The organism is Nocardiopsis flavescens (genome assembly GCF_900141985.1).
Lineage (GTDB): Bacteria > Actinomycetota > Actinomycetes > Streptosporangiales > Streptosporangiaceae > Nocardiopsis > Nocardiopsis flavescens.
This window is the reverse complement of the sequence record NZ_FQZK01000021.1, coordinates 16,808-41,278: the sequence shown is the minus strand read 5'-3', so window position 1 is coordinate 41,278 and position 24,471 is coordinate 16,808. Positions and strand designations below refer to the sequence as shown.

At 74.6% G+C, this 24,471-nt stretch carries 22 protein-coding genes; 3 read left to right on the top strand and 19 right to left on the bottom strand.

Annotated elements, in window-relative coordinates; genetic code table 11:
* Nucleotides 1-148: 148 nt before the first annotated feature.
* Nucleotides 149-1,684 carry a TIGR02677 family protein gene (locus tag BUE45_RS25110; protein WP_073382531.1) on the bottom strand — a complete coding sequence of 512 codons (1,536 nt, stop codon included), beginning with the start codon at nucleotides 1,682-1,684 and terminating at the stop codon, nucleotides 149-151.
* Nucleotides 1,685-2,098: 414 nt separating this feature from the next.
* On the opposite strand from BUE45_RS25110, the gene BUE45_RS25105 reads away from it, so the two are divergent.
* Nucleotides 2,099-3,784, top strand: coding sequence for an ATP-binding cassette domain-containing protein (locus tag BUE45_RS25105; RefSeq protein ID WP_073382528.1), 1,686 nt, complete (start codon nucleotides 2,099-2,101; stop codon nucleotides 3,782-3,784).
* 69 nt (nucleotides 3,785-3,853) lie between these two features.
* On the opposite strand, the gene BUE45_RS25100 is transcribed toward BUE45_RS25105, so the two are convergent.
* The 12 genes from BUE45_RS25100 to BUE45_RS25045 form a co-directional block, all read right to left on the bottom strand.
* Nucleotides 3,854-5,215, bottom strand: a complete 1,362-nt coding sequence (locus BUE45_RS25100) for a choice-of-anchor A family protein (RefSeq protein WP_073382525.1) — start codon at nucleotides 5,213-5,215, stop codon at nucleotides 3,854-3,856.
* 314 nt (nucleotides 5,216-5,529) lie between these two features.
* Nucleotides 5,530-7,332, bottom strand: coding sequence for a PASTA domain-containing protein (locus tag BUE45_RS25095; RefSeq protein WP_073382523.1), 1,803 nt, complete (start codon nucleotides 7,330-7,332; stop codon nucleotides 5,530-5,532).
* Between the two features lie 266 nt (nucleotides 7,333-7,598).
* Nucleotides 7,599-8,501: a hypothetical protein gene (locus tag BUE45_RS25090; RefSeq protein WP_178378649.1), complete on the bottom strand. Its 903-nt coding sequence runs from the start codon at nucleotides 8,499-8,501 to the stop codon at nucleotides 7,599-7,601.
* 121 nt (nucleotides 8,502-8,622) lie between these two features.
* Nucleotides 8,623-9,864, bottom strand: a complete 1,242-nt coding sequence (locus BUE45_RS25085; protein ID WP_073382520.1) for a cytochrome P450 family protein — start codon at nucleotides 9,862-9,864, stop codon at nucleotides 8,623-8,625.
* The gene (locus BUE45_RS25080) at nucleotides 9,864-11,084 is read right to left on the bottom strand and encodes a cytochrome P450 (protein WP_073382517.1); all 1,221 of its coding nucleotides are present in this window, start codon (nucleotides 11,082-11,084) and stop codon (nucleotides 9,864-9,866) included. Before BUE45_RS25080 ends, BUE45_RS25085 begins: the two co-directional genes overlap by 1 nt.
* 89 nt (nucleotides 11,085-11,173) lie before the next feature.
* Entirely contained in the window at nucleotides 11,174-12,418 is a 1,245-nt protein-coding gene (locus BUE45_RS25075) for a cytochrome P450 family protein (protein WP_073382514.1), read from the bottom strand.
* Nucleotides 12,419-12,482: 64 nt separating this feature from the next.
* Nucleotides 12,483-13,700: a cytochrome P450 gene (locus tag BUE45_RS25070; RefSeq protein ID WP_073382511.1), complete on the bottom strand. Its 1,218-nt coding sequence runs from the start codon at nucleotides 13,698-13,700 to the stop codon at nucleotides 12,483-12,485.
* The gene (locus BUE45_RS25065; RefSeq protein ID WP_073382509.1) at nucleotides 13,697-14,308 is read right to left on the bottom strand and encodes a GTP-binding protein; all 612 of its coding nucleotides are present in this window, start codon (nucleotides 14,306-14,308) and stop codon (nucleotides 13,697-13,699) included. Before BUE45_RS25065 ends, BUE45_RS25070 begins: the two co-directional genes overlap by 4 nt.
* Nucleotides 14,289-14,648, bottom strand: coding sequence for a DUF742 domain-containing protein (locus BUE45_RS25060; protein WP_073382506.1), 360 nt, complete (start codon nucleotides 14,646-14,648; stop codon nucleotides 14,289-14,291). Before BUE45_RS25060 ends, BUE45_RS25065 begins: the two co-directional genes overlap by 20 nt.
* On the bottom strand, nucleotides 14,645-15,049 hold the full coding sequence (locus tag BUE45_RS25055) for a roadblock/LC7 domain-containing protein (protein ID WP_073382504.1): 405 nt from the start codon (nucleotides 15,047-15,049) through the stop codon (nucleotides 14,645-14,647). Before BUE45_RS25055 ends, BUE45_RS25060 begins: the two co-directional genes overlap by 4 nt.
* Nucleotides 15,049-16,425, bottom strand: a complete 1,377-nt coding sequence (locus BUE45_RS25050; RefSeq protein ID WP_084737804.1) for an ATP-binding protein — start codon at nucleotides 16,423-16,425, stop codon at nucleotides 15,049-15,051. Before BUE45_RS25050 ends, BUE45_RS25055 begins: the two co-directional genes overlap by 1 nt.
* A gap of 359 nt (nucleotides 16,426-16,784) precedes the next feature.
* The gene (locus tag BUE45_RS25045) at nucleotides 16,785-17,810 is read right to left on the bottom strand and encodes a hypothetical protein (RefSeq protein ID WP_143173472.1); all 1,026 of its coding nucleotides are present in this window, start codon (nucleotides 17,808-17,810) and stop codon (nucleotides 16,785-16,787) included.
* A gap of 349 nt (nucleotides 17,811-18,159) precedes the next feature.
* On the opposite strand from BUE45_RS25045, the gene BUE45_RS25040 reads away from it, so the two are divergent.
* The gene (locus BUE45_RS25040) at nucleotides 18,160-18,543 is read left to right on the top strand and encodes an RNA polymerase-binding protein RbpA (RefSeq protein ID WP_073382499.1); all 384 of its coding nucleotides are present in this window, start codon (nucleotides 18,160-18,162) and stop codon (nucleotides 18,541-18,543) included.
* A 67-nt stretch (nucleotides 18,544-18,610) separates the two neighbouring features.
* On the opposite strand, the gene BUE45_RS25035 is transcribed toward BUE45_RS25040, so the two are convergent.
* The 6 genes from BUE45_RS25035 to BUE45_RS25010 all read right to left on the bottom strand — a co-directional run bounded on the left by BUE45_RS25035 (nucleotide 18,611) and on the right by BUE45_RS25010 (nucleotide 23,245).
* Nucleotides 18,611-19,408: an HAD-IIA family hydrolase gene (locus BUE45_RS25035; RefSeq protein WP_245833459.1), complete on the bottom strand. Its 798-nt coding sequence runs from the start codon at nucleotides 19,406-19,408 to the stop codon at nucleotides 18,611-18,613.
* Nucleotides 19,409-19,471: 63 nt separating this feature from the next.
* Nucleotides 19,472-20,128, bottom strand: a complete 657-nt coding sequence (locus BUE45_RS25030; protein WP_073382496.1) for a hypothetical protein — start codon at nucleotides 20,126-20,128, stop codon at nucleotides 19,472-19,474.
* Nucleotides 20,129-20,205: 77 nt separating this feature from the next.
* Nucleotides 20,206-20,970 (bottom strand): SCO1664 family protein, encoded by a 765-nt coding sequence (locus tag BUE45_RS25025; RefSeq protein ID WP_073382493.1) that lies wholly within the window; start codon nucleotides 20,968-20,970, stop codon nucleotides 20,206-20,208.
* Between the two features lie 7 nt (nucleotides 20,971-20,977).
* Entirely contained in the window at nucleotides 20,978-21,556 is a 579-nt protein-coding gene (locus BUE45_RS25020) for a DUF3090 domain-containing protein (RefSeq protein WP_073382490.1), read from the bottom strand.
* 10 nt (nucleotides 21,557-21,566) lie between these two features.
* Nucleotides 21,567-22,307, bottom strand: coding sequence for an MSMEG_4193 family putative phosphomutase (locus BUE45_RS25015; RefSeq protein ID WP_073382487.1), 741 nt, complete (start codon nucleotides 22,305-22,307; stop codon nucleotides 21,567-21,569).
* 98 nt (nucleotides 22,308-22,405) lie between these two features.
* Nucleotides 22,406-23,245 (bottom strand): undecaprenyl-diphosphate phosphatase, encoded by an 840-nt coding sequence (locus tag BUE45_RS25010; RefSeq protein ID WP_073382485.1) that lies wholly within the window; start codon nucleotides 23,243-23,245, stop codon nucleotides 22,406-22,408.
* 237 nt (nucleotides 23,246-23,482) lie between these two features.
* Here BUE45_RS25010 and BUE45_RS25005 point away from each other — a divergent pair, with 237 nt between their 5' ends.
* Complete coding sequence (locus BUE45_RS25005; protein ID WP_178378647.1) at nucleotides 23,483-24,433, top strand: aldo/keto reductase; 951 nt, start codon at nucleotides 23,483-23,485, stop codon at nucleotides 24,431-24,433.
* Nucleotides 24,434-24,471: the final 38 nt, after the last annotated feature.

Below are 24,471 nucleotides of genomic sequence, written 5' to 3'. Positions count from 1 at the left end.
CGGAGGGGCGGTGTGCCGGGGCGGACGGCCGCACCTCGGGCGGCACACGGCCGCCGCACGGGCGTCGGCACGGCGCGGGCGGGCACCCGTGGCGCCCCGCCGGGAACGACCGGGGTGCCGGGGTGGCGGGGACGCGAGGGCGCGCGGTTCATCGGGCGGCTCCACGGAGGCGGGCGCGGGGGGCGAGCTCCAGCCGCATTCCGGGCAGGTGGAGCAGGCCGCGGGTGGTGCGGACGGTGCTTCCGGTGTCGCTGGGGACCAGGCGGACCAGGGTGCCCTCGTCGGTGCCGGTGGCCGAGGACAGCAGCCCGGCGACGACGGCGCGCGACTCCAGGGCGCGGGTGATCAGGCGCAGCAGCACGCGGGTGTCGACCTCGTCGAGGACCCGGTCGTGGGCGCCCTCCTCAGCCAAGCGGGCGGCGGCCTGGCGGTCGGCGGCGCGGTCGGCCACCTGGCGGCGGCGTATCTCGGCGCGGGCGTTCGGGTTGCGGCGCACCGGTTTGGGCACCCCGGCGGTGGGCGCCTTGCCGCTGCGGAACAGCGTCACCGACACCTCCACTCCGGGGGCGTCCCACCAGGTGGCGTTCGGGGAGATCTGCTCGTCGTCCTCGTGGGCGACGCCCAGGTGGCGCGCGGAGCGGACGTTGAAGGCGGCCCCCATGAGGGCGTGCGCGGCGCCGTCGTGGGGGGTGTCGAACACCCACTGCGCCAGGTGGCGCAGCTGCGTGGAGCGGTTGACCCCGCCGCGCCTGGCCTCGGTGAGCTGGCGCAGCAGCGCGATGACCCCGGAGGTCGCCGAGCGGGTGGCGGCGTGGAGTTCGGCGGCGCGGGCGGGGGCGCCGCCCTCGGTGGTGAACCAGCCGCGCAGCGCCGACCAGCGGCGCCGCCAGTCGTCGAGGCGCTCGTCCCGGTCCATGAAGAGGCGCTCGTCGGTGTCGGCGGCGCGGGCCAGCAGCGTGGTCAGGCCGGTCTCCTCCACCTCGCGCACGGCACGCTCCAGGCGGGGCTGGTAGCGGTCGAGTTCGGCCATGAACTCGGTCATGTGGACCAGGAGGGCGTTCTTGTACTTGAGGAAGGTGTCCGGGGAGGCGTCGGTGGAGCGCAGGATCTCGCCGAGGGTCACGTGGAACTGGGCGGAGCGGCGGCCCATGTCCTCCATCACCGAGTCCAGGCGCGACAGCCGCCGGTAGACGTGCTCGGCGCGGCCGGCGCGGTTGGCGTCGGCCAGGGCCCGCAGGTCCTCCAGGACGTCGGAGAAGACCAGGCGGGACAGGTTGACGTCCTCGCTGCGGGCGCTGAGGACGCCCTCGACCGCGCGGTAGGCCCGGTAGCCGAGTTCGCTGAACTGGTAGACGGACTGGCGGTTGCGGTAGCGGGCGAGGTTGCCGGCGCGGGAGGCGTCGTCGAAGCGGTGGACGACCCGGTCGGCGTACAGCTCGTCGAGGCGGTAGCGCAGGTCGGCGGCGTCCAGGGCGGGCACACCGTCGTGGGCGGCGGCGAGTTCGCGCAGGGTGGCGGCCAGGTCCTCGGCGCCCGCCTGGACCCGGTGGACCTCGCGCAGCCGCTCCAGGGCGCGCAGGATCCACAGGTAGGTGACGTGGTCGTCGCGGCGGGTGAAGTTGAAGAGCTGGAAGCGATCGCTGATCGTGAGCGCGTCCAGGTCGAGAGCGCTGCGCTCGGCCACCCGTGGTTCCCCGTTCCCGTGTGTCGCCTGTGCCGACGGTGCGCCGCAGCGTGCGCACGGCGGACCGGCCCGCGCGGCCGTGCGTCTCCCCCGTCCGGCCCGCGGGCTCTGGCAATTATGGCAGCGGCCGGGGCCGCTCCGCGCCCGGCGGGCGGAGCCTGTGGACAACGGCCCCCGCCCCGGGGCCGCCTGCGGATTCGACGCAGCCGGACACGCTCCGCGCCCGGCGGGCGGAGCTCGCGGACAGCACTCCCGGGCCCCGGACGGGCCACGCGCCCGGAGCCTGTGGACAAGGCCCCGGGCGGGGCCGAAAACCGTTTGCCCGGCCGTTCGGGGCCGTGGCAGCCTGCGGGAAGGTGCGCGGTCCGGGCCGTGCGCCGGGCCCTGTCGCCGATCCCCGGGTGGAGTGCGGCCGTGGCCCACATCGACGTCAACCGGGTCGCCCTCACCCTGCCGGACGGCCGGGTGCTGCTGGACGAGGTGTCCTTCCGGGTCGGTGACGGCTCCACCACGGCCCTCATCGGCGCGAACGGCGCGGGCAAGAGCACGCTGCTGCGGATCATCCGCGGGCTGACGCGCCCCGGGTCGGGCGCGGTCACCCTGGACGGCGCCCTGGCCGTGATGGACCAGTTCGTCGGGCACGTGCGCGACGAGACCACCGTGCACGAACTCCTGGTGTCGGTGTCACCGTCCGCGGTGCGCGAAGCGCACGCGGACCTGGAGGCGGCCGAGGCCGCGATGATGGTCGACGACGGCGAGAAGACGCAGATGCGCTACGCCGGGGCCATCTCCCGCTACGGGGACGCCGGGGGCTACGAGGCCGAGGTGGTGTGGGACCGGTGCTGCACGGCGGCGCTGGGCGTCCCCTACGAGCGGTGCCGGTGGCGCGAGGTGCGCACCCTGTCGGGCGGCGAGCAGAAGCGGCTGGTGCTGGAGGCCCTGCTGCGGGGCCCGGCCCCGCTCCTGTTGCTGGACGAGCCCGACAACTACCTGGACGTGCCCGGCAAGCGGTGGCTGGAGGAGGCGCTGCTGGCGACCCCCAAGACGGTGCTGCTGGTCTCCCACGACCGGGAGCTGCTGAGCCGGGTCCCCGACCGGATCGTCACCCTGGAGCTGGGGGCGGCCGGGAACACGGCGTGGACGCACACCGGCGCGTTCGGCACCTACCACGAGGCGCGGCGGGAGCGGTTCGCCCGGCTGGACGAGCTGCGCAGGCGCTGGGACGACGAGCACGCCAAGCTCAAGGCGCTGGTGTCGATGTACAAGCAGAAGGCCGCGTACAACTCCGACATGGCGTCGCGGTACCAGTCGGCGCAGACCCGGCTGCGCCGGTTCGAGGACGCGGGGCCGCCGGAGAAGCTGCCCCGCGACCAGAGCCTGCGGATGCGGCTGCGCGGGGGGCGCACCGGCAAGCGCGCCCTGGTCTGCACCGGCCTGGAGCTGACCGGGCTGATGCGCCCGTTCGACCTGGAGGTCCACTACGGGGAGCGGGTCGCGGTGCTGGGGTCCAACGGGTCGGGCAAGTCGCACTTCCTGCGGCTGCTCGCCGGGGGCGGCTCGGATCCGGAGGGGACACCGCTGTCCGCGGAGGAGCGGGGCAGGGTCCCGCCGGTGCCGCACGGCGGGCGGGCGCGGCTGGGGGCCCGGGTGCTGCCGGGGTGGTTCGCTCAGACGCACGAGCACCCGGAGTTCGCCGGGCGGACGCTGCTGGACGTCCTGCACCGGGGCGAGGGCGCCCGGCGGGGACTGCCGCGCGACGAGGCGGGCCGGGCGCTGGACCGCTACGAGCTGGCGCGGGCGGCGGAGCAGACGTTCGACACGCTGTCGGGCGGGCAGCAGGCGCGGTTCCAGATCCTGCTGCTGGAGCTGTCGGGGACGACGATGCTGCTGCTGGACGAGCCGACCGACAACCTGGACGTGGTGTCGGCGGAGGCGCTGGAGGCGGCGCTGGACGCCTACGAGGGGACGATCCTCGCGGTCACGCACGACCGCTGGTTCGCCCGGGGCTTCGACCGGTTCCTGGTGTTCGGCGCGGGCGGAGACGTCTACGAGTCCGACGAGCCGGTGTGGGACGAGGGCCGGGTGCGGCGCGCCCGGTAGGGCGGCGCACCCGGCCGCGCCGTGCGGTCCCCGGGCCGTCCGTGGATGACCCGGGGACCCCTCGGGTGCTCAGGCCCTGCGGCGCCGGGCCGCGACGACCGCGGCGGTACCGGCCGCGACGGCGGCGAGGGCCCCGGCGACCAGCAGGGCGACGTTGGCACCGGTCACCGGCAGCGCTCCCTCGGAGGCGTCGACGGGGGCCGGGGACTCCGCGTCGGGGGCCCCGGAGGCGGGGGCCTCCTCCTCGGGCTTCCCGCCCGGGGTCGGCTCCTGCTCCGGCTCACCGGGCTCCTCCGTGCCGGGGGTCGGCTCGGGGCCCTCCGGGGTCCCGGGCTCCTCGCCGCCGCCACCGCAGAGCGGCAGCTCGCCGCGGAAGTCGCCGTTGTGGAGTTCGCCGTTGCCGGTGATCCCCTCCTCCGGGGAGCCGTGCTCGAAGGACGCGGCGACGACGGCGCCCTCGATGTTGGAGGGGGAGAGCCAGCGCACGCGGGCGTCGGGGGCGTAGACCGTCCCCTCCAGGGTGCGGCTGTCCTCGGTGAAGGTGACCGCCGAGGCGCCCGGGAAGTTGAAGAGGATGTGGCGCGCCTGGGCCAGGCCGATACCCGCCATGTTGGGGGTGCGCCAGGCGAAGTCGCCGTCGACGCCGGAGGTGTCCACGTTGACCAGCAGGGGGGCCTGCGCGGAGGGGGCGTCCTCGAAGGTGATGACCTCCAGGTCGGCCAGGTCGCGGGCGTCGACGTTCCAGACGTTGGCGCCCTCCTCCAGGGGCAGGGTCACGTTCGCCCCGCTGCCGAAGGGCGGTACGGCCGCTCCCCCGCCGCCGGTGCGCAGCGGTTCCACGGTGGTGTCGCAGGCGGCCATGCCTGCGGAGCGCTGCCGGTGGGCGGGGAACAGCGCGGCCACGTCGAAGGCCTCGGCGACGACCGAGTCCCGGCTCTGGCGCGTGGTCAGGGAGATCCTGGGGGCGGCCTCCCGGGCGCCGGGGGCGGCGATGACCGTGGCGACCTCAGCGCCGTTGGCGTCCGTGGTGCTGATCTCGCTCCCCCCGGGCTCTCCGACCTTGACCAGGCCGCTCTGGAGGACCTTGAGGTCGCCGGAGCTGGAGCCGAGGTCGACGGATCCGTTGACGACCAGCGCGGAGGGGTGCTCGTCGCCCGGGGCGACGTAGGAGCCGGGGGTGTGGGCGGCCACGTTGTAGGCCCCGAAGGACAGGTCGCCTCCGACGGCGACGGGCCCCTCCGACTCGTTGCCGGCGAGGGTGGCGTCGCCCTCCACCACGACCAGGAAGCCGCGGTTCCCCTCCAGGGGGTCGGTCGTGGTGTCGGCGGCGGCGGTTCCGGGGGCGCAGAGGGCGAGGGCCAGCAGGGCGGCCGCGCTGGCGGAGGCGCCCTTCAGGGCAGGGGAGGGCGGCGGGGGCAGGGGAGCCGGCATCGATGATTCCTTGGGCTGGGACCGCTGTGGTGCGCGGGTCCGCGGAGAGGGGTCCGGCAGCGCGCGGCGGATGGTCGTCGCCGGGTGCGCGGCTCGGGACCCACCGGATGAGGCACCATTCAAGACCACGGAATCGGACATTTCAACACCGGAGTCCCGGCGCTCCCAGCGCTTGCGCGGAACTCCCGGCGGAGGGAGTTCCGCGCAAGCGCTGGTCACGGACCTCCCGGCGGCGGGCCCGGGCGGCCCGGGGCGGGGGACACCCGGGCCGCCTTTCGGTTCACATGACCATGTTCACGTTCGCCGCGCGGCGTTCAGCAGCCGCCGACGTCGCGCCAGGGGCCCCACTCCGCGGTCTCCTCCGGGGAGATGTCGCTGTTCCACCACACCGCCTCGTACTCGCGGCCGTTGTGGACCACGCGCGATCCCTCCGGGTAGGCGGTCCCCTCCGACCAGGCGCCGCCCGCGCAGGGCTCGGGCTCCCCCGTTCCCGGCGCCGAGGCGTCGTCCCCGGGGCCGGGGGGCCTCTCCTCCCGGGGGTCCTCCCCGCGCCCGCCGTCGGACCGCGGGCCCTCCTCCGGCGGGGCCTGCGCCTCGGGCTCCTCGTCCTGCCCGGAGGACACGGTCACCAGCACGGTGCTCGCGGGCTCCACGACGGCGCCCGCCGCCGGGTCCTGGGCGAGCACCTCCCCCGCGGGGCGGCGCGAATCCTCCCGGGCCGTCTCCGCGAGCAGGCCCAGGTCGGCCAGGGCCGCGAGGGCCTCCTCCTCCGCCATGCCGACGAGGTCGGGGAGGGCGACCCCCTCGCTGACGGTGAGCGTCAGCGGCGTGTCGTGGGGCACCGACTCCCCCGCTCCGGGGTCGGTGGACAGGACCGTGCCCGAGGAGTGCTCCTCGGAGGGCTCCTGGACCGTGGCGACCTCCGTGAACCCCAGGTCCAGCAGGGTCCGCCTGGCCTGTGCCTCGGGTTCGCCCACCAGGTCGGGCACCACGAGGTCGGAGGGCCCGGTGGAGACCGAGAGGGTCACCGCGTCGCCGCCGCCCAGGCCGGAGCCGGGCGCGGGGTCGGTGGCGGCGACCAGGCCCGGCTCCACGTCGTCGTCCCGGACCTGGTCGTAGGAGATCTCCAGGGATACCTCCAGGGCGTCGAGCCGTCCGGTGGCCTCCTCCGGTGTCAGGCCCACCAGGTCGGGCATGGTGGCCCCGGCGGACCCGCCCGCCTCCTCCCCGCCGCCGGCGAGGAGGGCCCACGCGGCCAGGGCCGCGAGCAGCAGGGCGGCGCAGAGCGCGCCCCACAGCAGGGGGCGGCGCACGCCCCCGCGCCCGGGTCCGTCCGGCTCCTCCCGCCGCTCCGGGGCCCCGGCCCGGGAGGCCGCGGGCTCGGAGGCGGCGTGCCGGGGCGCGGGGGCCGGCAGCCGGTCCCTGGCCCTGGTGACCAGGACCCGGTAGTGCGAGGCGTTGCGCGGGCGGTGCGCCGGGTCGGCGGCGGTGCCCTGGGCGACCAGCAGCGCGAACTCACCGTCCAGGTCCGCCGGGTCCCCGCCGTCGGAACCGTTCGCCATCCCCGTGATCATCCGGTGGAGCAGCGATCCCACCGCCCGTACGTCGTCGCGGGGGTCGGCCCCGGGACCGGGCTCGGCGGTGACGGGGACCAGCAGGACGGACCCGTCGTCGGCCAGCAGGACCGTGTCCGGCCCCACCGCCCCGTGGACGAGGCCGCGCTCGTGGTACTCCTCCAGCGCGGACAGGAGGGTGTCGGCGATGTCCAGTGCCTCGCGTTTGGACACCCGCTCGCGGAAGCGCTCGCCGAGGATGTGCGCCAGGGGGTCCGCGTCCACCGGACCGGTCACCGTGAACGCGCGGCCGTCCTCCACGGTGAGGCCGAGGCGCTCGACCAGGGCCGGGTGGTCGATGTCGGCGATCAGGTCCGCGCGCTCGGTCCGGGCCCCCTCCAGGTGGCGGGGGACCGCCTCGACCTCGATCAGGACCTCCGCCCGCGAGGCGGGGTCGGACGCCCGGTAGAGCAGGACCCCGTCTCCCAGGCTCACGCCGTCACCGATCCGGTGACGCTCGGTGAGCACGGAGGCGGGGGAAGTGAGGGGGGCGGGGGTCTCCATGGCCGGATTCTAAGCATGCCGCGGAGACGCGGTGTCCCTCCCCGCAAGGGAGACCAGGCCCGAGCCCCCCGGTGTGACCACCGCCACGCCCCCGGGAACGGCTCATCACCCTCGGTATCCGCTCGGGAACGCAGGTCCGGATCGGCCCGCCGGGGCGGCGGCGCGGTCCGGGTCCTCCGCGGGCGGCACCGCGTGCGGGGCGCCCGCCCCCGCCGGGCCGTACCTGGCCGGGGGCGTGCGCCCGGGCCAGGCGCCCCGGAGGCCGCTCAGCCGACGGGGAGCGCGAGGTCGACCAGGGCCGAGCACTCGGCGAGGCAGCCGCCCACCGCGAGTTCGCCGCCCGGCAGCGCGCCGGGGAAGTGGAAGACGGCGTGGCCGGCCGTCCCGGCGGTGACCTCCCGGCGGCCCGCGGTGTCCTCGGCGGGCTGTTCGGCCCCGTCGGCGCCACGGTAGACCGCGCCGTCCAGGTCCAGGGAGACGTCGTCGACGGCGCTGAACTCCACCGTCACCACCAGGGTGTGGTCGACCACGGAGCGGTAGGCGGTGACCAGGGTCGCGCCGGCCCCCTCGGAGTCCGCGGTGACGCCGTCGCCGACGATGAGGGAGGGCCCGGGGTCGGAGCCGTCGACGTGCAGGCCCGACACGAGCCCGTCCCGGCCGGTGAAGCCGGTGTACTCACCGCAGTCGGGGTCGTTGCCCGCCGCCGGGCACAGCTCGGCGCCGTCGCCGGTCGGGGTGAGCCCCACGACCGCGGGGACCTCGTCGCCGTCCTTGCGTGCCTGGGCCACGGAGGAGGCGTGCAGCAGCAGGCCGTGGGCGGCGGAACCGTCCGCCGCCAGGGTGAGGCCCTCGCGCATGCGGTCGGGGTCGTCGGTGGCGGCCAGGGCCTCCAGGTAGCCGGTGACCGTCTCCCGGTCGGGCCCGCCCCCGGGCTCCCCGGTGGGTTCGGCGGTCCGCGGGGGCGGGTCGTCCGGGGAGGACCGCTCCGGGGGCGCGGGCGGCGGGCTCGGCGCGGGGGTGGGCGGCGGGCTCGGTGCCGGGCTGGGCGGGGCGGCCGGGGCATCGGTGGCCCGCGGCACGCGGTCCCCGGCCGGGACGGCGGTCTCCGAACCGCCGCAGCCCGCGAGGACGGCGGCCAGCGCGAGCGCGCAGCACCTCGTCACGACCATGCCCGCCCCTCCCCACCGGTGACCTGCGGGGATCGTATGGCCGTTTGTCGCAAAAAGTGGCTTTTGTCCAGGCAAGGGTTTCCCCGGGGGCCGACGCGTCACCGGCCCCCGGGCAGAGCCGCTACGGGCGCAGGACCACCGGGAACTCCCTGAGGCTGTTGACCGACAGGGCCGAGGCCACGACCAGCTCCTCGTCCGGCACCGCCGCCCTCAGGTCGGGGAAGCGCTCGAACAGCATCGGCAGGACGACCTGTGCCTCCAGCCGCGACAGCGGGGCGCCCGGGCAGATGTGCGGGCCGTACCCGAAGGTGATGTGCCGCCCCCGCCCGCGGTCGGGGTCGAACACCTCCGGGTCCCCGCCGAACTCGGCACGGTCGCGCGAGGCGGCACCGTAGTGGGTGAGCAGTGCCTCGCCCCTGGCGATGGTCCGACCCCCGACCTCGACGTCCTCGGTGGCGAACCGGAACATCATGAGGTTGTTGGGCGGGTCGTAGCGCAGGGTCTCCTCCACCACCGCGTCCCAGGAGACCTCGCCCCTGCGCAGCCGCTCCCGCTGCACGGGGTGGCGCAGCAGCGCCCGCACCGCGTTGACGAGCAGGTTGACGGTGGTCTCGTGGCCCGCGGCGACCACGGTCAGCAGGGTGAGGGTGATCTCCGCGTCCCCGAGGCCGTCCCCGCCCTCGCCCGCGCGGATGAGGTCGGCGGTGAAGTCGTCGTGCTCGTCGATGGTGGCCCGCTTGCGGGCGACCAGCTCTCCGAAGTACTGGAACAGGGTGTGGTAGATCCGGAGGTGCTCGCCCTCCTCCGTGGTCCCGGAGAACAGGTCGGCGTACAGCTCGCCCAGGTGCTCGTACTCGGCCTCGGACACCCCGTACAGCTCGCCGATGACGGCCATCGGCACCCGGAACGCGAACTCCGCCTTCAGGTCCAGCGGTTCGGACGCCCTAGCTTCCAACCGGTCCAGCGCCCGCTCGGTGATGCGCTCGATGCGCGGCCGCAGCCGCTCCACCCGGCGCGCGGAGAAGGGGCCGGCGGTGAGCCGGCGCAGCCGCCGGTGGGGGGCGCCGTCCAGGGCGAGCATGTTGGTGTTGTCGAGGGGGACGGTGCCCAGGAGCGGCCAGCCCCGGGGGACCCGCCCCTCCTGGTAGTCGGCCCAGTGGTCGACGCTCTTGACGAACCGGGGGTCGTTGAGGGTCTCCTTGCTCACCTCGTGGTGGGTGGTCGCCCAGGCGCGCACGCCGCCGGGCAGCTCCACCCGGGTGACCGGGCCCTCCCGGTACAGGCGCTCGCGGTCGGCCTGGACGTCGTCGGGCACCGCGTGGACGAGGGGGACCCCGTCGGACGCGTGGAAGGGGCAGGACATCAGAGGTCTCCTTGCGGGGTCGCGGGGGTGAAGGAGACCGGGAGCGCGATCACGCCCCGGACCCAGGGGGAGGGCCGCCAGCGGACCTCGTCGGCGGGGACGGAGAGCTCGATGTCGGGCAGCCGGTCGAGGAGGACCTCGATCGCGGTGACCGCCATCGTCTCGGCGAGCCCCCGGGCGGCGTGCGGGCAGCTGTGCTCGCCGTGGGAGAAGGAGAGGTGGGCGTGGTTGGCGGCCCGGCCGGGTCCCTCGTCCTGCGACCGCAGCCCGGGGTCCTGGTTGGCGGCGGCGTAGCCCAGGAGCAGCAGGTCGCCCTGGCGGATCATCCGGCCGCCCAGCTCGACGTCGCGGGAGGCGAACCGGCCCGCGTTCATCTGGGACGGCGAGTCCTCCCACAGCACCTCGACCAGGGCCTCGCGGGCGCTGCTGCGGGCGCCGAACAGCGACGATCCGAACCGCTCGTCGGTGAGCATCAGCCGCAGCGCGTTGCCCACCCACTCGCCGGTGGTCTGGTGGCCCCCGGCCAGGACCGCGATGAGGTCGGCGTTGAGGTCGTCGTCGGTGTAGCCCGCCGCGTGGGAGATCATCCGCGACACGATGTCGGGGCCGGGGGCGGCCCGCCGGGAGGTGATGAGCCGCGTGAAGACCCCGACCATGCGCCGGTGCGCGTCGATGGCGTCGGGACCGGCGTTGAACAGCGCGTTCATGTCGGAGGTGACGGCGGCGCCGGTCGTGTCGTCCAGGCCGAACATCCGGCACAGCACCAGCGCGGGGACGCGTTCGGCGTACTCGGCGCGCAGGTCGGCCGCGCCCCGGCCGCAGAACCCGTCGATGAGCCGGTCGGCGACGCGGGTGACGAGGGTGCGCAGCTCATGGGGGTCGGCGCCGTTGACGGCGTCGTTGATGGCGCGGGTGCGCCGCCGGTGCTCGTCGCCCTCCGAGCACAGGACGTTGGGCAGCGGGGCGAGCATGGGGAGCAGGGGCCAGTTCTCGGGCACCCTGTCCCAGGCGTTCCACCGGCCGGGGTGGCGGGCGAACGTGTCGGAGTCGCTGAGCACCCCGTGCAGTTCGCGGTAGCCGATCACCAGCCAGGCGGGGACGTCGCCGTCCATGAGGACGGGCACCACGGGCCCGTGCCCGGCACGCATCCTGCGGTAGAAGCCTCGGGGGTCGGTGTTGAACTCGGGATCGTAGAGCCGGACCGGGGTCGTCGTGTCCACCGGACACCTCTTATGTACATGTCGTGTTTTTTTTGGGGGGGGGTGGGGAGGCGCCGGGCGGGCCCCGGGGAGGCGGCCCGCCCCGGTGCTCAGGGGCGCAGCAGCACGGGGAGTTCCCTGAGGCTGTTCACGACCACCGAGGGGTGGTTGCCCAGCTCCCCGTCGGGGACGGCCAGGCGCAGGTCGGGGAACCGCTCGAAGAGCATCGGCAGCGCGATCCGGGCCTCCATGCGGGCCAGCGGAGCGCCGGGGCACACGTGCGGCCCGTACCCGAAGGAGATGTGGCGGCCCCGGGTCCGGGCGGGATCGAAGGTGTCGGGGTGCGGCTCCTCGCCGTGCTCGGCGCGGTCGCGGCTGATCGCCCCGTAGGAGACCATGAGGGCCTCGCCCCTCCCCACGGTCGCGCCGCCGACCTCGACGTCCTCGGTGGCGAACCGGAAGAGGAAATTGGAGGTGGGCGGGTCGAAGCGCAGCACCTCCTCCACCACGGCGTCCCAGTCGACCTCGCCCTTCCTGACCGACGCGAACCGGTCGGGGTGGGCGAGCAGGGCGCGCACCGCGTTGCACAGCAGGTTGACGGTGGTCTCGTGCCCGGCGGCGACGACCACCTGGAGGGTGCCGCGCACCTCCAGGTCGCTGAGGGAGTCGCCGTTGTCGTCGACGGCGAGCAGCTCGGTGGTGAGGTCGTCCCCCGGTGCGGCCCGCTTGGCGGCGAGCAGGTCGTCGTAGTACTTCTCCAGCGTCGCGTAGGTCTCCAGGAACTCCTCGGGGCCGGTGACCGAGCTGAAGAACTTCACGTAGAGGTCGCGCAGCAGCCCGTGCTCGGCGTCCGGGACGCCGTACAGCTCGCCGATGACGTTCATGGGGAGCTTGAACGCGAACTCGTTCTTGAGGTCGAGCGGCTCACCGGCGCGGGGCTCCAGGGCGTCCAGGAGTCCGGCGGTGATCTCCTCCACGCGCGGGCGCAGGCGCTCGACGCGCCGGGCGGAGAACGCCTTGGCGGTGAGCAGGCGCAGCCGCCTGTGCTCGTCGCCGTCGGTGCCCAGGAGGTTGGTGGGGGTCGGGGGGATGGTGCTCAGCAGGGGCCAGGTCGCGGGGATGCGGCCCTCCTGGTAGTCCGCCCAGTGGGCGATGTCCTTGACCAGGCGGGGGTCGGTGAGCAGGGCTCGGGCCTCGGCGTGGTGGGTGACCGCCCAGGCGGTCACCCCGCCGGGCAGCTCGACCCGGGTCAGGGGGCCCGCGGCGTAGAGGGTCTCGCGCTCGGCGCGCAGGTCGGTGACGTAGGGGTCCAGGACCACGGTCGCGGGGGTGCCGTGGGACACGGGGCAGGGCATGGGGGGCTCCTTCTCAACGTGCGGACGGGGCGGGGCACCGTGACAGCGGGAAGGGTGCTCCGGCTCAGGGGAAGGGGGATCGGAGCGGGGGGACGGAGGAGAAGACGACGGGCAGGGACGTGACGCCGCGCATCCACGGCGAGGGGCGCCAGCGCAGCTCCTCGGCGGGGACGGCGAGTTCGAGGTCGGGCAGGCGGTCCAGGAGGACCTCGACGGCGGTGACGGCGATGACCTCGGCCATCTCCTGGGCCGCGTGGGGGCAGCGGTGGTCGCCGTGGGAGAACGACAGGTGGGCGCGGTTGGCGTGGCCCCCGGCGGAGGCGCGGTGCAGGGCCGGGTCGCGGTTGGCCCCGGCCAGGCCGAGCAGGACCAGGTCCCCGGTGGCGATCCGGTGTCCGCCCAGCTCCACGTCGTGGGCGGCGTACCGGCCCGCGTAGATCTGGGTGGGGGTGTCCTCCCACAGCACCTCGTTGAGGGCCTCGGAGACGCTCAGGCGCGAGCCGGCCAGGGACGCGCCGAAGCGGTCGTCGGTGAGCATCAGCCGCAGGGCGTTGCCGATCCACTCGCCGGTCGGCTGGTGGCCGCCGCCCAGCACCACGATGAGCTCGGGGACCAGCTCCTCGTCGGTGAAGGCCGCCGGGTGGGCGATCAGGCGGGAGATCACGTCCGGCCCCGGGGCGGCGCGGCGCGCGGCCACCAGGGCGGTCATCTCCGCCAGGAGGGTGCCCTGGGCGGCCATGGAGTCCGGCCCGCCGTCGAGCATGGTGGTCATGACGGTGGCCAGGGTGTCCCCGTGCTCCTCCTCCAGCCCGTACGCCCAGGCCAGGACCAGGGCGGGCAGGCGGAACGCGAAGAGGGCGCGCAGGTCGGCCGAGCCCGAGGCGCAGAACCCGTCGATGAGGCGGTCGGCGAAGCGGGCGGTGACGGTGCGCAGCTCGTGCAGGTCGACGGCGGACAGGGCCTCGGTGATCGCCGCGGAGTGGCGTCGGTGCTCCTCCCCCTCGGTGTTGAGCACCGTGGGCATCGGCATCACCAGGGGCAGCAGGGGCCAGTCCGGGGGAATGAGGTCCCAGCGGTTCCAGCGGCGGGAGTCGCGGGCGAACACGTCGGGGCGGGTGAGCGCCTCCTGGAGTTCGCGGTAGCCGATGACCAGCCAGGCGGGGACGCCGCCCTCCAGGACTACCGGGAAGACGGGGCCGCGCTCGGCCCGCATGCGGTCGTAGAACTCCGCGCCGCCCGAACCCGCGTGGGGTCCGTGGAGGGGGACCGGTTCGGTGCTCATCTGCGGGCCTCGGCGATCAGGGTTCGGATGTGTTCGATCAGGGCGATGAGGACCCCCTTGGCCGAGTCCCGGTCGCGGGCGTCGCAGCGCACCAGGGGGACCGCCGGGTCCAGGTCCAGGGCCGCGCGGATGTCGTCCAGGCTGTGCTCGGCCGCGCCGAAGTCGTTGTGGGCGACGACGAAGGGGGTGCCCTGGGCCTCCAGCCGGTCGATGGCGAAGAAGGAGTCGCCCAGGCGGCGGGTGTCGACCAGGACGACCGCGCCCAGGGAGCCGCTGAACAGGCGGTCCCACAGGAACCAGAAGCGCTGCTGGCCGGGGGCGCCGAACAGGTACAGGACCGAGGTGGAGTCCAGGGTGATGCGGCCGAAGTCGAAGGCGACGGTGGTGGTGTTCTTGTCCTCGACCCCGTTCAGGTCGTCGACGTCGGTCCCGGCCCGGGTCATCGTCTCCTCGGTGTTGAGGGGGCGGATCTCGCTGACCGCGCGCACCAGGGTGGTCTTGCCGACCCCGAAACCGCCGACGACGGCGATCTTCAGGGCCTGGTCCACGGTGGGGGGCAGGGACGGGGGCGGGTCCGCCGTGGGGGTTTCAGAGGTTGTGGAGTGCAACGAGGACCTTCTCCAACACGTCCGGGGAGGCGAGGGGGTGGGCGGGCGAGGGGGCGGGCCGGGGGTGGCGCGCCGTGATCCTGCCGCCGTCCAGGAGGTCGGTGAGCAGGATGCGGGTGACCGCCAGGGGCAGGCCCAGGTGGGCCGAGACCTCCACCACCGCCATGGGGCCCCGGCACAGCCGCAGGATGGCGGCGTGCTCGGACTGCATGCCGGGGGCGGGGTCGCTCTCGGCGACGACGAGTGCCACCGCGTCCAGGGCCTCGTCGGCCCCGCCGCTGCGCCCGGAGGTGATGACGTAGAGGCGGTCGGGGCTCTCGTCGCGGTGCGAGCGGCTCATGCGGTGCCGGTGGCGGCCCGGGGCGGCGTGGACAGGTGCTCGCCCAGCTGTTCGACCAGCTCGTTCATGTTGTGACCGACCAGTCCCGGGTCGGCCTCGGGCGAGGTGATGACCGCCAGGTGGGCGCCGGCGCCGGCCTCGACGATGAACAGCAGTCCGCCGTAGAACTCGGCCATGGCCTGGCGGACGCCCCCCGCGCCGTCGCCGAACTCGATGGAGGCGCTGTGGGCCAGGCTCTGCACCCCGGCGGCGATCGCGGCGAGGTGGTCGGCGCTGTCGGCCTTGAGTCCGGGGGTGTGGCACAGCTTGAGGCCGTCGCGGGAGAGCACGAGGGCGTGCCGGGTTCCGGGCGTGCGCTCCAGGAGGCCTTCGAGGAGCCAGGTCGAGTGTTCGAGGTCCATCATGCGTCCTTCGGGGTTCCGTTCTGGTCCTGGCCGCGCACCGCCGCGCGGAACGCGCCGAAGCCACGGGGCGAGGTGGCCGGGCCGCTCCCCCCGGCGGGCTCGGGGGCGGCGGTCTGCTGCTGTACGGCCGCGAGGGTCTTGCCCCGGCGGCGCTGGGGCAGGCCGCCGGTGTCGGCGGCGCCGTCCTGCGGGAGGGTCGGCTCGGGCCCGGCCGGTGCGGGTGCCGCCGGTGCGGGGACGGCGCCGGCCGCCGGTCCCCCTCCCGCGGCGGGAGCGGGCGCCGCGGGCAGGGGTTTGACGATCTTGTTCGGGAGCAGCAGGACCGCGGCGGTGCCGCCGCGGGAGGAGGACCGGAAGGACACGGACAGGTCGTAGCGGCGGGCGATGCGGCCGACGACGGACAGGCCGAGGCGGCTCCCGGAGATGGTCGTGATGTCGGCGTCGCCGGAGACGGCCTCGCGGGCGCGGCGCAGCGCCTCCTCCCCCATCACCAGGCCGCTGTCCTCGATCATGACGGCGATCCCGGCCTGGACCTCCTCCACGTGGACGTGGACCTCGGAGGTGGGCGGGGAGAACTTGGCCGCGTTGTCGAGCAGCTCGGCCAGGGCGTGGATGACGCCCTCGGCGGCGAACCCGGCGATGGCCTGGCGCGGCACGTTGTGCAGGCGCACCCGGCGGTAGGCGCCGATGCGGGCCATGGCGCCGCGCAGGATGCTCTCGATCCCGATGGCGCGGCTCCACCGGCGGCCGGAGCGGGCCCCGGTGAGGATGGCGATGCTGTCGGCGATGCGGCCGGACCGGGCCGTGCTGTGGTCCAGGTGCATGAGGTCGCCGAGGATGCCGGAGTCGGCGTCCCCGTCGCCGTAGCGCTCCTGCATGCGGCGCAGGTCGGCCAGCATGGCGGTGGTGAGCGCCTGCATCCGGCCCGCGGCGGTGGCGCAGGCGGCCATGGCGGCGGAGCGGCGGCGCTCGGCGGAGGCGATCTCGGAGGCCACGGCGCGCACGACGGTCACACGGGCGCTGTCGCGGGGCAGGGGGATGCGGTGCAGCGCGGTCTCGGCCGAGTCCCCCTCGCGCAGCCACTCGACCAGGCGCGGGAGGTGGTCCCGGGCCAGGGACTCGGTGCTGGCGTGCAGCTCGTCCAGCTCGGCGCGCAGGGCGCGGGCGTCGCGGTCGCGCCGGTCCAGCAGCAGGGCCGACGGGGCGAGCAGGACGAGACCGGCGATCGCCGCGCCCAGCGCCCAGGGCTCGCGGGCCCCGGGGAAGGCCAGGAGGCAGCCGGCCCACAGCAGGAGCAGCACCGGCGGGAGGTACGACCAGCGGGGGGCGGAGCGCGGCGGGGAGACCGCGCCCCGGGGGGTGGTGGTTGTCATGTCTCACGTCCGACTGCGACATTTCCCCTGGTCACACCGGCGGCGGCCGGAGAGGGACCGAAGGGGGTGGGATCGGGGTGCACAGCGAATACGAGAAGGGGATGTCATTCCACAACACGCACTTTTCAGCGCACAGCGAGTCAACGTATCACTAGATTCACACAAACGGTATTGGACCACCGCGAACAGGCGAATGAACGCCTTGGCGATCGAACGCCGCACAGAGGACGGAGGAGCCATTGCCCAATGCCGGAAAAGCGCTGGTGAACTGCGATGACGACGTTCCGTGCGGGACGCGCCGCCGGGGCGGGGCCGACCGGCGGCGGGAGCCGGTCGGAGCGCCGCGGGGCGGGCGGGGGTCAGCCGGAGGGGCGGTGGAGCAGGCCGCAGCGGCCCAGGGCGGCGAGGAGGTCGGACCCGGGAGAGGGCGACACGTGCTCCCACAGGGCGCCCGGGGGGATCGTGCGCCCGGCGCGGGCCAGGACGCGCGTGGCCCTGTCCAGGTCTCCCCCGTGGTGGAAGGCGGCGCCGAAGGCGTGGGCGACGCCCGCGGACTCGGGGTCGGAGGCCGTGTCCCCGGACAGCCACCGGTCGGCGGCGTCGGCCAGTTCGCCGTGGATGCCGGGGTCGGCGAAGTAGCCGCGGACGAGTTCCTTGACGTCCCCGTAGGTCTCGATCTCGCCGCTGTCGCGGATGAGGATCATGAGGTGCTCCTTGTGGGCCTCGGGCAGCAGGCCCAGGCAGGCGTCCCCCGGCGCGGACCGGGCGGCGTTCTCCCGGGCGAAGGCGAACATCTCCTCGTGGGAGCCCTGCCACTTGTGGCACAGCACCTGCAGGCGGGAGGAGCGCCCGCCGTGGTGCCAGGAGTCCCGCGCGCACAGCTCCAGCCAGATGCGGTCGAGGGCCTCCCGGCCCAGCTGCATGCCCAGGCCGTACCACTGGAGGCTGTTCCAGGGGCGGGGGTCCTCGGGGGCGAGTTCGGCGGCGCGCGCCAGGGGGCGGGCCGCCGGTTCCAGGAGTCCGAAGAAGCGCCGGAAGCGCTCCTTCCCCACGCCGGAGGCCCAGCCGCCGCCCCTGGCCTCCCACGCGGTCTTGACACGGGTGGTGCCGCCCAGGAGCAGCAGCAGGGGGTCGTCGTCGCCGTAGCGCTCCTCCAGTGCGGGCAGGTGGGGGACGCAGGCGTCGGAGAGCACGTGCAGGCGCAGGTCCGCGCGCCGGGGGTCGGCGACGGTCAGGAGTTCGCGGGCCGCGGCGATATCGCCCGCGCGGACGGCGGGGAGCCCCGCGGCCAGATCAGGGTCGCGCCAGATGTCACCGAAGGCGATACCCGCCTTCCGGACACGGCGTTCCTGGATTTTGTCAACGCTCTTCTCAAGGAGCTTCATCAGAACCACGAAGTACTTATATCGGACATTTAGCCCGGTTCTTCTTTTTTTCGGTATCGATGGTGAAACACGGGGAAGACCCCTCGCGAAGAGAAAAGCACCGGCCGCGTCGTCCGGCCACGGAACGTGACCGCCGGGTTTTCCGCAGTCCGTACCGGCGCCGGGGTGTGCGCCCGGAAAAGAGCGGGAAGGAGTGCCACAGGTCACACGCACGGTGTCACACCGGTCCGGGCAGCCCCGCGGGGCCCGGCCGCGCGCGGTTCGCCCCCGGGAGGGCGGGGAATCTTGACGCGGACCTGCGTGTTACAACCCCGCGAGACCGCACAAGCGCCTGGGAGGCACCCACACGATGGCCGAGCGAGCACTGCGCGGCACCCGACTCGGGGCGACGAGCTACGAGAACGACCGCAACACCGACCTGGCCCCGCGCCAGGAGGTCACCTACGACTGCACCCGGGGCCACCGCTTCTCGGTCACCTTCGCGACCGAGGCCGAGATCCCCGCCGAGTGGGAGTGCCGGTTCTGCGGCGACCGCGCCCTGCGCCGCGACGGCTCCGGGGAGGAGCCCAAGGCGGCCAAGCCCACACGCACCCACTGGGACATGCTGCTGGAGCGGCGGAGCATGGAGGACCTGGAAGAGGTCCTCGCCGAGCGCCTGGAGGTGCTCCGCGCCCGCCGCCGCGAAGAGGCCGCCAAGGTCGAGGAGATCGCCAAGCAGCGGCAGAGCGCCTGACGCACCGCGCACCGGCGAGGGGCGGCGGACACACCGTGTCCGCCGCCCCTCCGTCGTGTCCGGGGTCCTACCCCCCGTCCCGGCCGAACGGGTCGGCGGTGGCGCCGACCAGGTCCTTGACCGACTCGATGACGCGGGTGGGGCGGTAGGGGAACTGGTCGGCGGTGTCCCGGTCGGAGATGCCCGACAGCACCAGGATCGTCTGGAGCCCCGCCTCCAGGCCGCTGAGCACGTCGGTGTCCATGCGGTCGCCGACCATCAGCGTGTTCTCGGAGTGGGCACCGATCCGGCGCAGCGCCGAGCGCATCATCAGCGGGTTGGGCTTGCCCACGAAGTAGGGGCTGCGGCCGGTGGCCTTCTCGATGAGCGCGGCGACCGCGCCGGTGGCGGGCAGCGGCCCCTCGGCGCTGGGGCCGGTCTCGTCGGGGTTGGTGGCGATGAACCGGGCACCGCGCCGGACCAGGCGGATCGCCCGGGTTATGGCCTCGAAGCTGTAGGTGCGGGTCTCCCCCAGCACCACGTAGTCGGGGTCGCGCTCGGTCATGACGTAGCCCACGTTGTGCAGGGCGGTGGTCAGGCCGGACTCGCCGACCACGTACGCCGAGCCGTTGGGGCGCTGCGTCTGGAGGAACTGCGCGGTCGCCAGGGCCGAGGTCCAGATGGACTCCTCCGGGATGTCCAGTCCCGTGTTGAGCAACCGGGCCCGCAGGTCGCGCGGGGTGTAGATGGAGTTGTTGGTCAACACCATGAACGGGACGCCGCGCTCGCGGAGTTCGGCGATGAGTGCGTCGGCGCCGGGGACGAGGTGTTCCTCGCGGACCAGCACGCCGTCCATGTCGAAGAGGTAGTTCCAGTCGTTGCTCACGGGTTCATTGTGCCGGTAGCGACACCTGACACGCCATTCCTACTCCCGGGTATTCGATACTCCTCACACCCGCGGGGGCGCGCCGGACCCCGGCGGGAGCAGCCCCTCCAGGCGGTCGAGGGCGGCCTCGCGCAGTGCCGCGGCGGCGGCCCCGGTGGCCGTGCAGGTGAGCGTGCTCCCGTCGCGGTGCTCCAGCTCCAGGATGGCGCGGCGGCCGGTGCCGGTCAGCCGGGCGCCGGCCAGGCGCTCGTACAGGTACGTCGCCTCCCGCTCCGCGGGGGCGCGCCGCCGCGGGCGCCCGGCTCCCCCGCCGTCGCCGCCGGAGGGCGGTACGCCGCCCAGCCGGCGGCGCACCGCCGGGACGGCCAGCAGCGGGAAGTAGAGCGGGAACAGGACGACGAGCAGGAACACCGCCAGGTACCCCAGGAGTTCCCCGGCGATCTCCCGCCATCCCAGCAGGAGGCCGGTGAGCAGCAGGCCGGCCAGTCCGGCGCCGACGGGCGCCAGGTAGGGGCCGGTGACCTGGCCGCCGGTGGCCTGGAGCCAGACGACGGGGATCCAGCCCAGCACGAACAGGGCCAGGGACACGGTCCCGAGCACGGCGGACACCCGCTCCGTCCGGGCGGCGGGCGCCGGGGCGCGCAGCGCGTAGCCCCACCGGCCCAGCCGCAGCACCGCCCGGCCGCCGGGGTCCACCCGGACCCGGATGCCCTCCTCCACGCGCCCCCGCCTCCCGTCCCGCCGTGTCACCGGTGATGATCGACGGTTCCGGGGCGGCCGGGAAGGGGGCGGCCCCCTCAGACCGGGGGCCAGGGCACCGCGGGCCAGTCCGGGGCCGGGTAGGGGTGGATGCGGTGCTCCAGGAGCAGGTCGGTGCGGGCCCGCACCGCGTAGACCTCGGGGCCGGTGAGGTGCCGCTCCAGCTCCCGGGACAGGGCGTCGCCGGGGTCGGCCAGCCGGGCGCGCAGGCGCTCCAGCGCGGCCAGCGCCTCCCCGGGCAGCGGCAGCCCCTGCCACTGCCACAGCACCGTGCGGAGCTTGTAGTCCTCGGCGAAGGCGACCCCGTGGTCGCAGCCGTACAGGTGCCCCTGCGGGGTGGGCAGCAGGTGGCCGATCTTGCGGTCGGAGTTGTTGATGACGGCGTCGAACACGGCCATGCGGCGCAGGGCGGCGTTGTCGGCCTCCCGGGACAGGGCGACCAGGTCCACGGTGGCGTCGCCGTTCACCCACAGCTGGGCCATGCCCTCGCCGAAGGGGCCGTCGCGGTGGACCGTGGGCGGGACGACCTCCCAGCCCAGCGCGTCGGAGACGGCGTGCGCCCCGACCTCGCGCCCGGCCAGGGTGCCGTCGGGGAAGTCCCACAGCGGCCGCTCCCCCGCCACCGGCTTGTAGACGCACGTGGCGGAGCGGGCCCCGTCGGAGACGGTGCAGTACAGGGTGGCGTTGGAGGCGGAGGCGAGCCTGCCCTCGACGGTGATCTCGCCGGTCCGCAGCAGGTCGAGGCCCTCGGCGGGGGTGAGGCCGCCGAAGGGGCCCTCGACCGCGGTGTCGTCGTGCGTCAAGGCGGGATCAGACCAGGCGGTCGGGCCGGTAGCCGTTCTGGCGCACGCAGATGTGCCCGGCGGGGTCCAGCGGCCGCCCGCACAGCGGGCAGTCCGGCCGCCCCGCGGCGACCACCTTCAGCGCGCGGCCGGCGAAGGCGCGGGCCTCGCCGGGGGTGAGGTAGACGCGCAGGACGTCGCGGTGCGGCGGGCCGTCCTCGGCGAACACCTCCAGCTCGTCCTCCTCCTCGACGAACTCCTCCCCCGAGGTGTCGTCGATCTCCTGGGCCTCGACGATGACGCGGGACGCCTCCGCGTCCCAGGCCAGGGCCAGGGTGCCGACCCGGAAGTCCTGCTCGATGGGCTGCTCCAGCGGGCCCTCGTCCTCGGCGACGGCGCTGTCGTCCGGAGGAGCGCCGAAGCGCCGGTGCACTTCTTCCAGCAGTTCCTCGATACGGGTGGCCAACGCCTCGACCTGCGCCTTCTCCAGGGCGACGCTGGTGATGCGGCCCTCCCCCACCGCTTGGAGGAAGAAGGTGCGCTCCCCCGGCTGGCCCACGGTCCCGGCGATGAAGCGCTCCGGCGGATTGAACTGAAAGACGGGCATGCCTAGAACCTTAAAGGATCTCGGAGGCGCTGTGCCCGGCGCCCGCGCCGCCGCCCACGGCGGCGTCCCCGGACGCCTCGGCCGGGGTGGGCAGCACGGGGCCGCCGCCCTGACCGGTGTCGTTGAGGACGTTGAGGAAGGGGCGGGTGCGCGTGTAGGTGATGGAGGTGACCGAGCAGGGGTCCACCCGCAACCGCTGGAAGAGGTCCAGGTGCAGGCCCAGCGCGTCGGCGACGACGGCCTTGATGATGTCGCCGTGGGTGCACGCCAGGTAGACCGGGGGCGTGTCGGCGGGGGTGAGCAGCAGCCGGGAGTTCCAGTCGCGGACGGCCTCGGCGGCGCGGGCGGAGGAGGCGGCCAGGGCCTCGCCGCCGGGGAAGCGGGCGGCGGAGGGGTGGTCCTGCACGACCCGCCACAGCGGCTCGTCGGCCAGGTCCTTCAGCTCGCGGCCGGTCCAGGAGCCGTAGTCGCACTCGATGAGGCGGTCCTCGGTGGTGACGGGCACGTCCAGGGCCGCCGAGACCGCGTCGGAGGTCTCGCGGCAGCGCTCCAGGGGGCTGGAGAGGAGGACGGCGGGGCGCAGCCCGGCCAGCCTGCGGGCCAGGTCCGCGGCCTGCTCCCGGCCGGTGTCGTTGAGGTGGATTCCGGGTGCGCGGCCGGCCAGCCGGGGTCCGGTGGCGTCGGTCATCCCGTGCCGGACGAGGATGAGCGTGACCGCCTGCGGGAGGGTGTCCTGGGATGGTGTCGCCATGCCCTCACTCTAGATCCGCGCGGGCACCGGGGTGACGGGGGACACGGGCGGGCCCGGACCCCGTCGGGGTCCGGGCCCGCGGCGCGGGGAGGAGGGGGTCAGCCGACCCCGGCTCCGCCCGCCGGGTCGAGCACGCCGGTGAAGACGAGCACGAGGATGAGGATGCCGAGCGCGATGCGGTAGTACACGAACGGCATGAAGCTGTGCGTGGAGATGAACTTCATCAGCCAGGCGATGACGATGTAGCCGATCACGAACGCCACGAGGGTGCCGACGAGGGTGGCGCCCCAGCCCGCGTACTCGCCGCCGCCGATGTCCAGCATCTTGTAGAGGCCGGACGCGAACACCGCGGGCAGCGCGATGAGGAACGCGAACTCCGCGGCGGCCGGGCGGTTGAAGCCCAGCAGGCGGCCGCCGGTGATGGTGGCGCCCGAGCGGGAGACGCCCGGGATCAGGGCCAGGGTCTGGAAGAGGCCGAACGTGATGCCCCGGCCCAGGGTGAGGTCCTCCATCTCGTGCTCGCGGCGGGCGAAGTGGTCGACGGCGCCCAGGATGAGGCCGAAGACGATGAGGGTGAGCGCGATCAGGCGCAGGTCGCGGAAGACGCTGTCGATCTGGTCTTCCAGGAGCAGGCCCAGAACGCCGATGGGGATGGTGGCCAGGATGACGTACCAGCCGATGCGGGCGTTGACGTCACCGCGCAGGTCGCGGTCGACCAGGGAGCGCAGCCAGGTGGAGATGACGGCCCAGATCCGCTTGCGGAAGTAGACCACCACCGCGAGTTCGGTGCCGATCTGGGTGACGGCGGTGAAGGCCGCACCGGGGTCGGGCCACTGGAAGAAGGCCGCGAACACACGCAGGTGGGCGCTGGAGGACACGGGCAGGAACTCGGTGAGTCCCTGGATGAGGCCGAGGACGACCGCCTCGAAGATGGACACTCGGTTTCGGACTTTCCATGACGGTCCGGCGCGAGGGGGCACCGGAGCACTGCTAGGGGCTTTTCCACCTGAGAACCGGGGGCCGGGGCCTCGTGGAGGGGTGGCGGCGGGAGCGGGCGGAACCGCTCCGGCCCGCGCGGACGGCGCGGTGAACGTCCCCGGTCAGGGCTTCGACGAGGATACGCCGTGAGGATGTACAGCGGGCCGACTTCGAATGAACACGGTACTCTCCGCCGCATGGAACAGCGACAGGTGGGCAGATCGGGACTCTGGGTGTCCCGCACCGCCCTCGGCACGATGACCTGGGGCAAGGACACCTCCGAGGAGGAGGCCGGGCAGCAGCTCACCGCGTTCGTGGACGCGGGGGGCACCCTCGTGGACACCGCGGACATCTACACCGGCGGGCAGAGCGAGCGGATCCTGGGCCGTCTGCTGGGCTCCGCGGTGCGCCGCGAGGACGTGGTGGTGGCCACCAAGAGCGGGCACACCCCGGAGGGCTACCGGCCGGTGGACGCCTCGCGCCGCCACCTGCTGGCATCGCTGGACTCCTCCCTGCGGCGCCTGCAGACCGACTACGTGGACCTGTGGCAGCTGCACGTGTTCGACCCGGCGACGCCGCCGGAGGAGACGCTGGCGGCGATGGAGGCGGCGGTGGCGGCGGGCAAGGCCCGCTACGTGGGGACCGGCGACCTGGACGCCTGGCAGTTCGCGACGCTGGCGACCTGGCAGCGGGCGTCTCCGGGCCGGGTGCCGCTGGTGAGCGCGGGGGCCGAGTACTCGCTTCTCAACCGGGGCGCGGACCGCGACCTGCTGCCCGCGGCCGGGGCCGCGCAGGCGCACCTGCTGGCGTGGGCGCCGCTGGGCCGGGGCGTGCTCAGCGCCAAGTACCGGACGGGGATCCCGGCGAACTCGCGTGCGGCGTTCCCGCACATGGCCTCGTACGTGGAGCCGTACCTGGACGACCGCAGCCGCCGGGTGGTGGAGTCGGTGTGCACCGCGGCGGAGGGGCTGGGGGTGCCGCCGCTCGCGGTGGCGCTGAGCTGGGCCCGCGACCAGCAGGGGGTGGCGGCGGCCGTCGTGGGACCGCGCACCCCGGCGCAGCTGGAGGAGCTTTTGGGCGTGGAGGGCGTGGAGCTGCCCCCGGAGATCCGCGACGCGCTGGACGACGCGACGGCGCCGCGGCGCTAGGGTCCGGTCCCCGCGCACGGGCGCCCGTGCGCGGGGAC

Bases quoted from the DNA above. Each gene is read 5' to 3' on its own strand.
- BUE45_RS25100 (WP_073382525.1), bottom strand. From the start codon at position 5,215: ATGCCGGCTCCCCTGCCCCCGCCGCCCTCCCCTGCCCTGAAGGGCGCC.
- BUE45_RS25095 (WP_073382523.1), bottom strand. From the start codon at position 7,332: ATGGAGACCCCCGCCCCCCTCACTTCCCCCGCCTCCGTGCTCACCGAG.
- BUE45_RS25090 (WP_178378649.1), bottom strand. From the start codon at position 8,501: ATGGTCGTGACGAGGTGCTGCGCGCTCGCGCTGGCCGCCGTCCTCGCG.
- BUE45_RS25085 (WP_073382520.1), bottom strand. From the start codon at position 9,864: ATGTCCTGCCCCTTCCACGCGTCCGACGGGGTCCCCCTCGTCCACGCG.
- BUE45_RS25075 (WP_073382514.1), bottom strand. From the start codon at position 12,418: ATGCCCTGCCCCGTGTCCCACGGCACCCCCGCGACCGTGGTCCTGGAC.
- BUE45_RS25070 (WP_073382511.1), bottom strand. From the start codon at position 13,700: ATGAGCACCGAACCGGTCCCCCTCCACGGACCCCACGCGGGTTCGGGC.
- BUE45_RS25060 (WP_073382506.1), bottom strand. From the start codon at position 14,648: ATGAGCCGCTCGCACCGCGACGAGAGCCCCGACCGCCTCTACGTCATC.
- BUE45_RS25055 (WP_073382504.1), bottom strand. From the start codon at position 15,049: ATGGACCTCGAACACTCGACCTGGCTCCTCGAAGGCCTCCTGGAGCGC.
- BUE45_RS25050 (WP_084737804.1), bottom strand. From the start codon at position 16,425: ATGACAACCACCACCCCCCGGGGCGCGGTCTCCCCGCCGCGCTCCGCC.
- BUE45_RS25045 (WP_143173472.1), bottom strand. From the start codon at position 17,810: ATGAAGCTCCTTGAGAAGAGCGTTGACAAAATCCAGGAACGCCGTGTC.
- BUE45_RS25040 (WP_073382499.1), top strand. From the start codon at position 18,160: ATGGCCGAGCGAGCACTGCGCGGCACCCGACTCGGGGCGACGAGCTAC.
- BUE45_RS25020 (WP_073382490.1), bottom strand. From the start codon at position 21,556: ATGCCCGTCTTTCAGTTCAATCCGCCGGAGCGCTTCATCGCCGGGACC.
- BUE45_RS25015 (WP_073382487.1), bottom strand. From the start codon at position 22,307: ATGGCGACACCATCCCAGGACACCCTCCCGCAGGCGGTCACGCTCATC.
- BUE45_RS25005 (WP_178378647.1), top strand. From the start codon at position 23,483: ATGGAACAGCGACAGGTGGGCAGATCGGGACTCTGGGTGTCCCGCACC.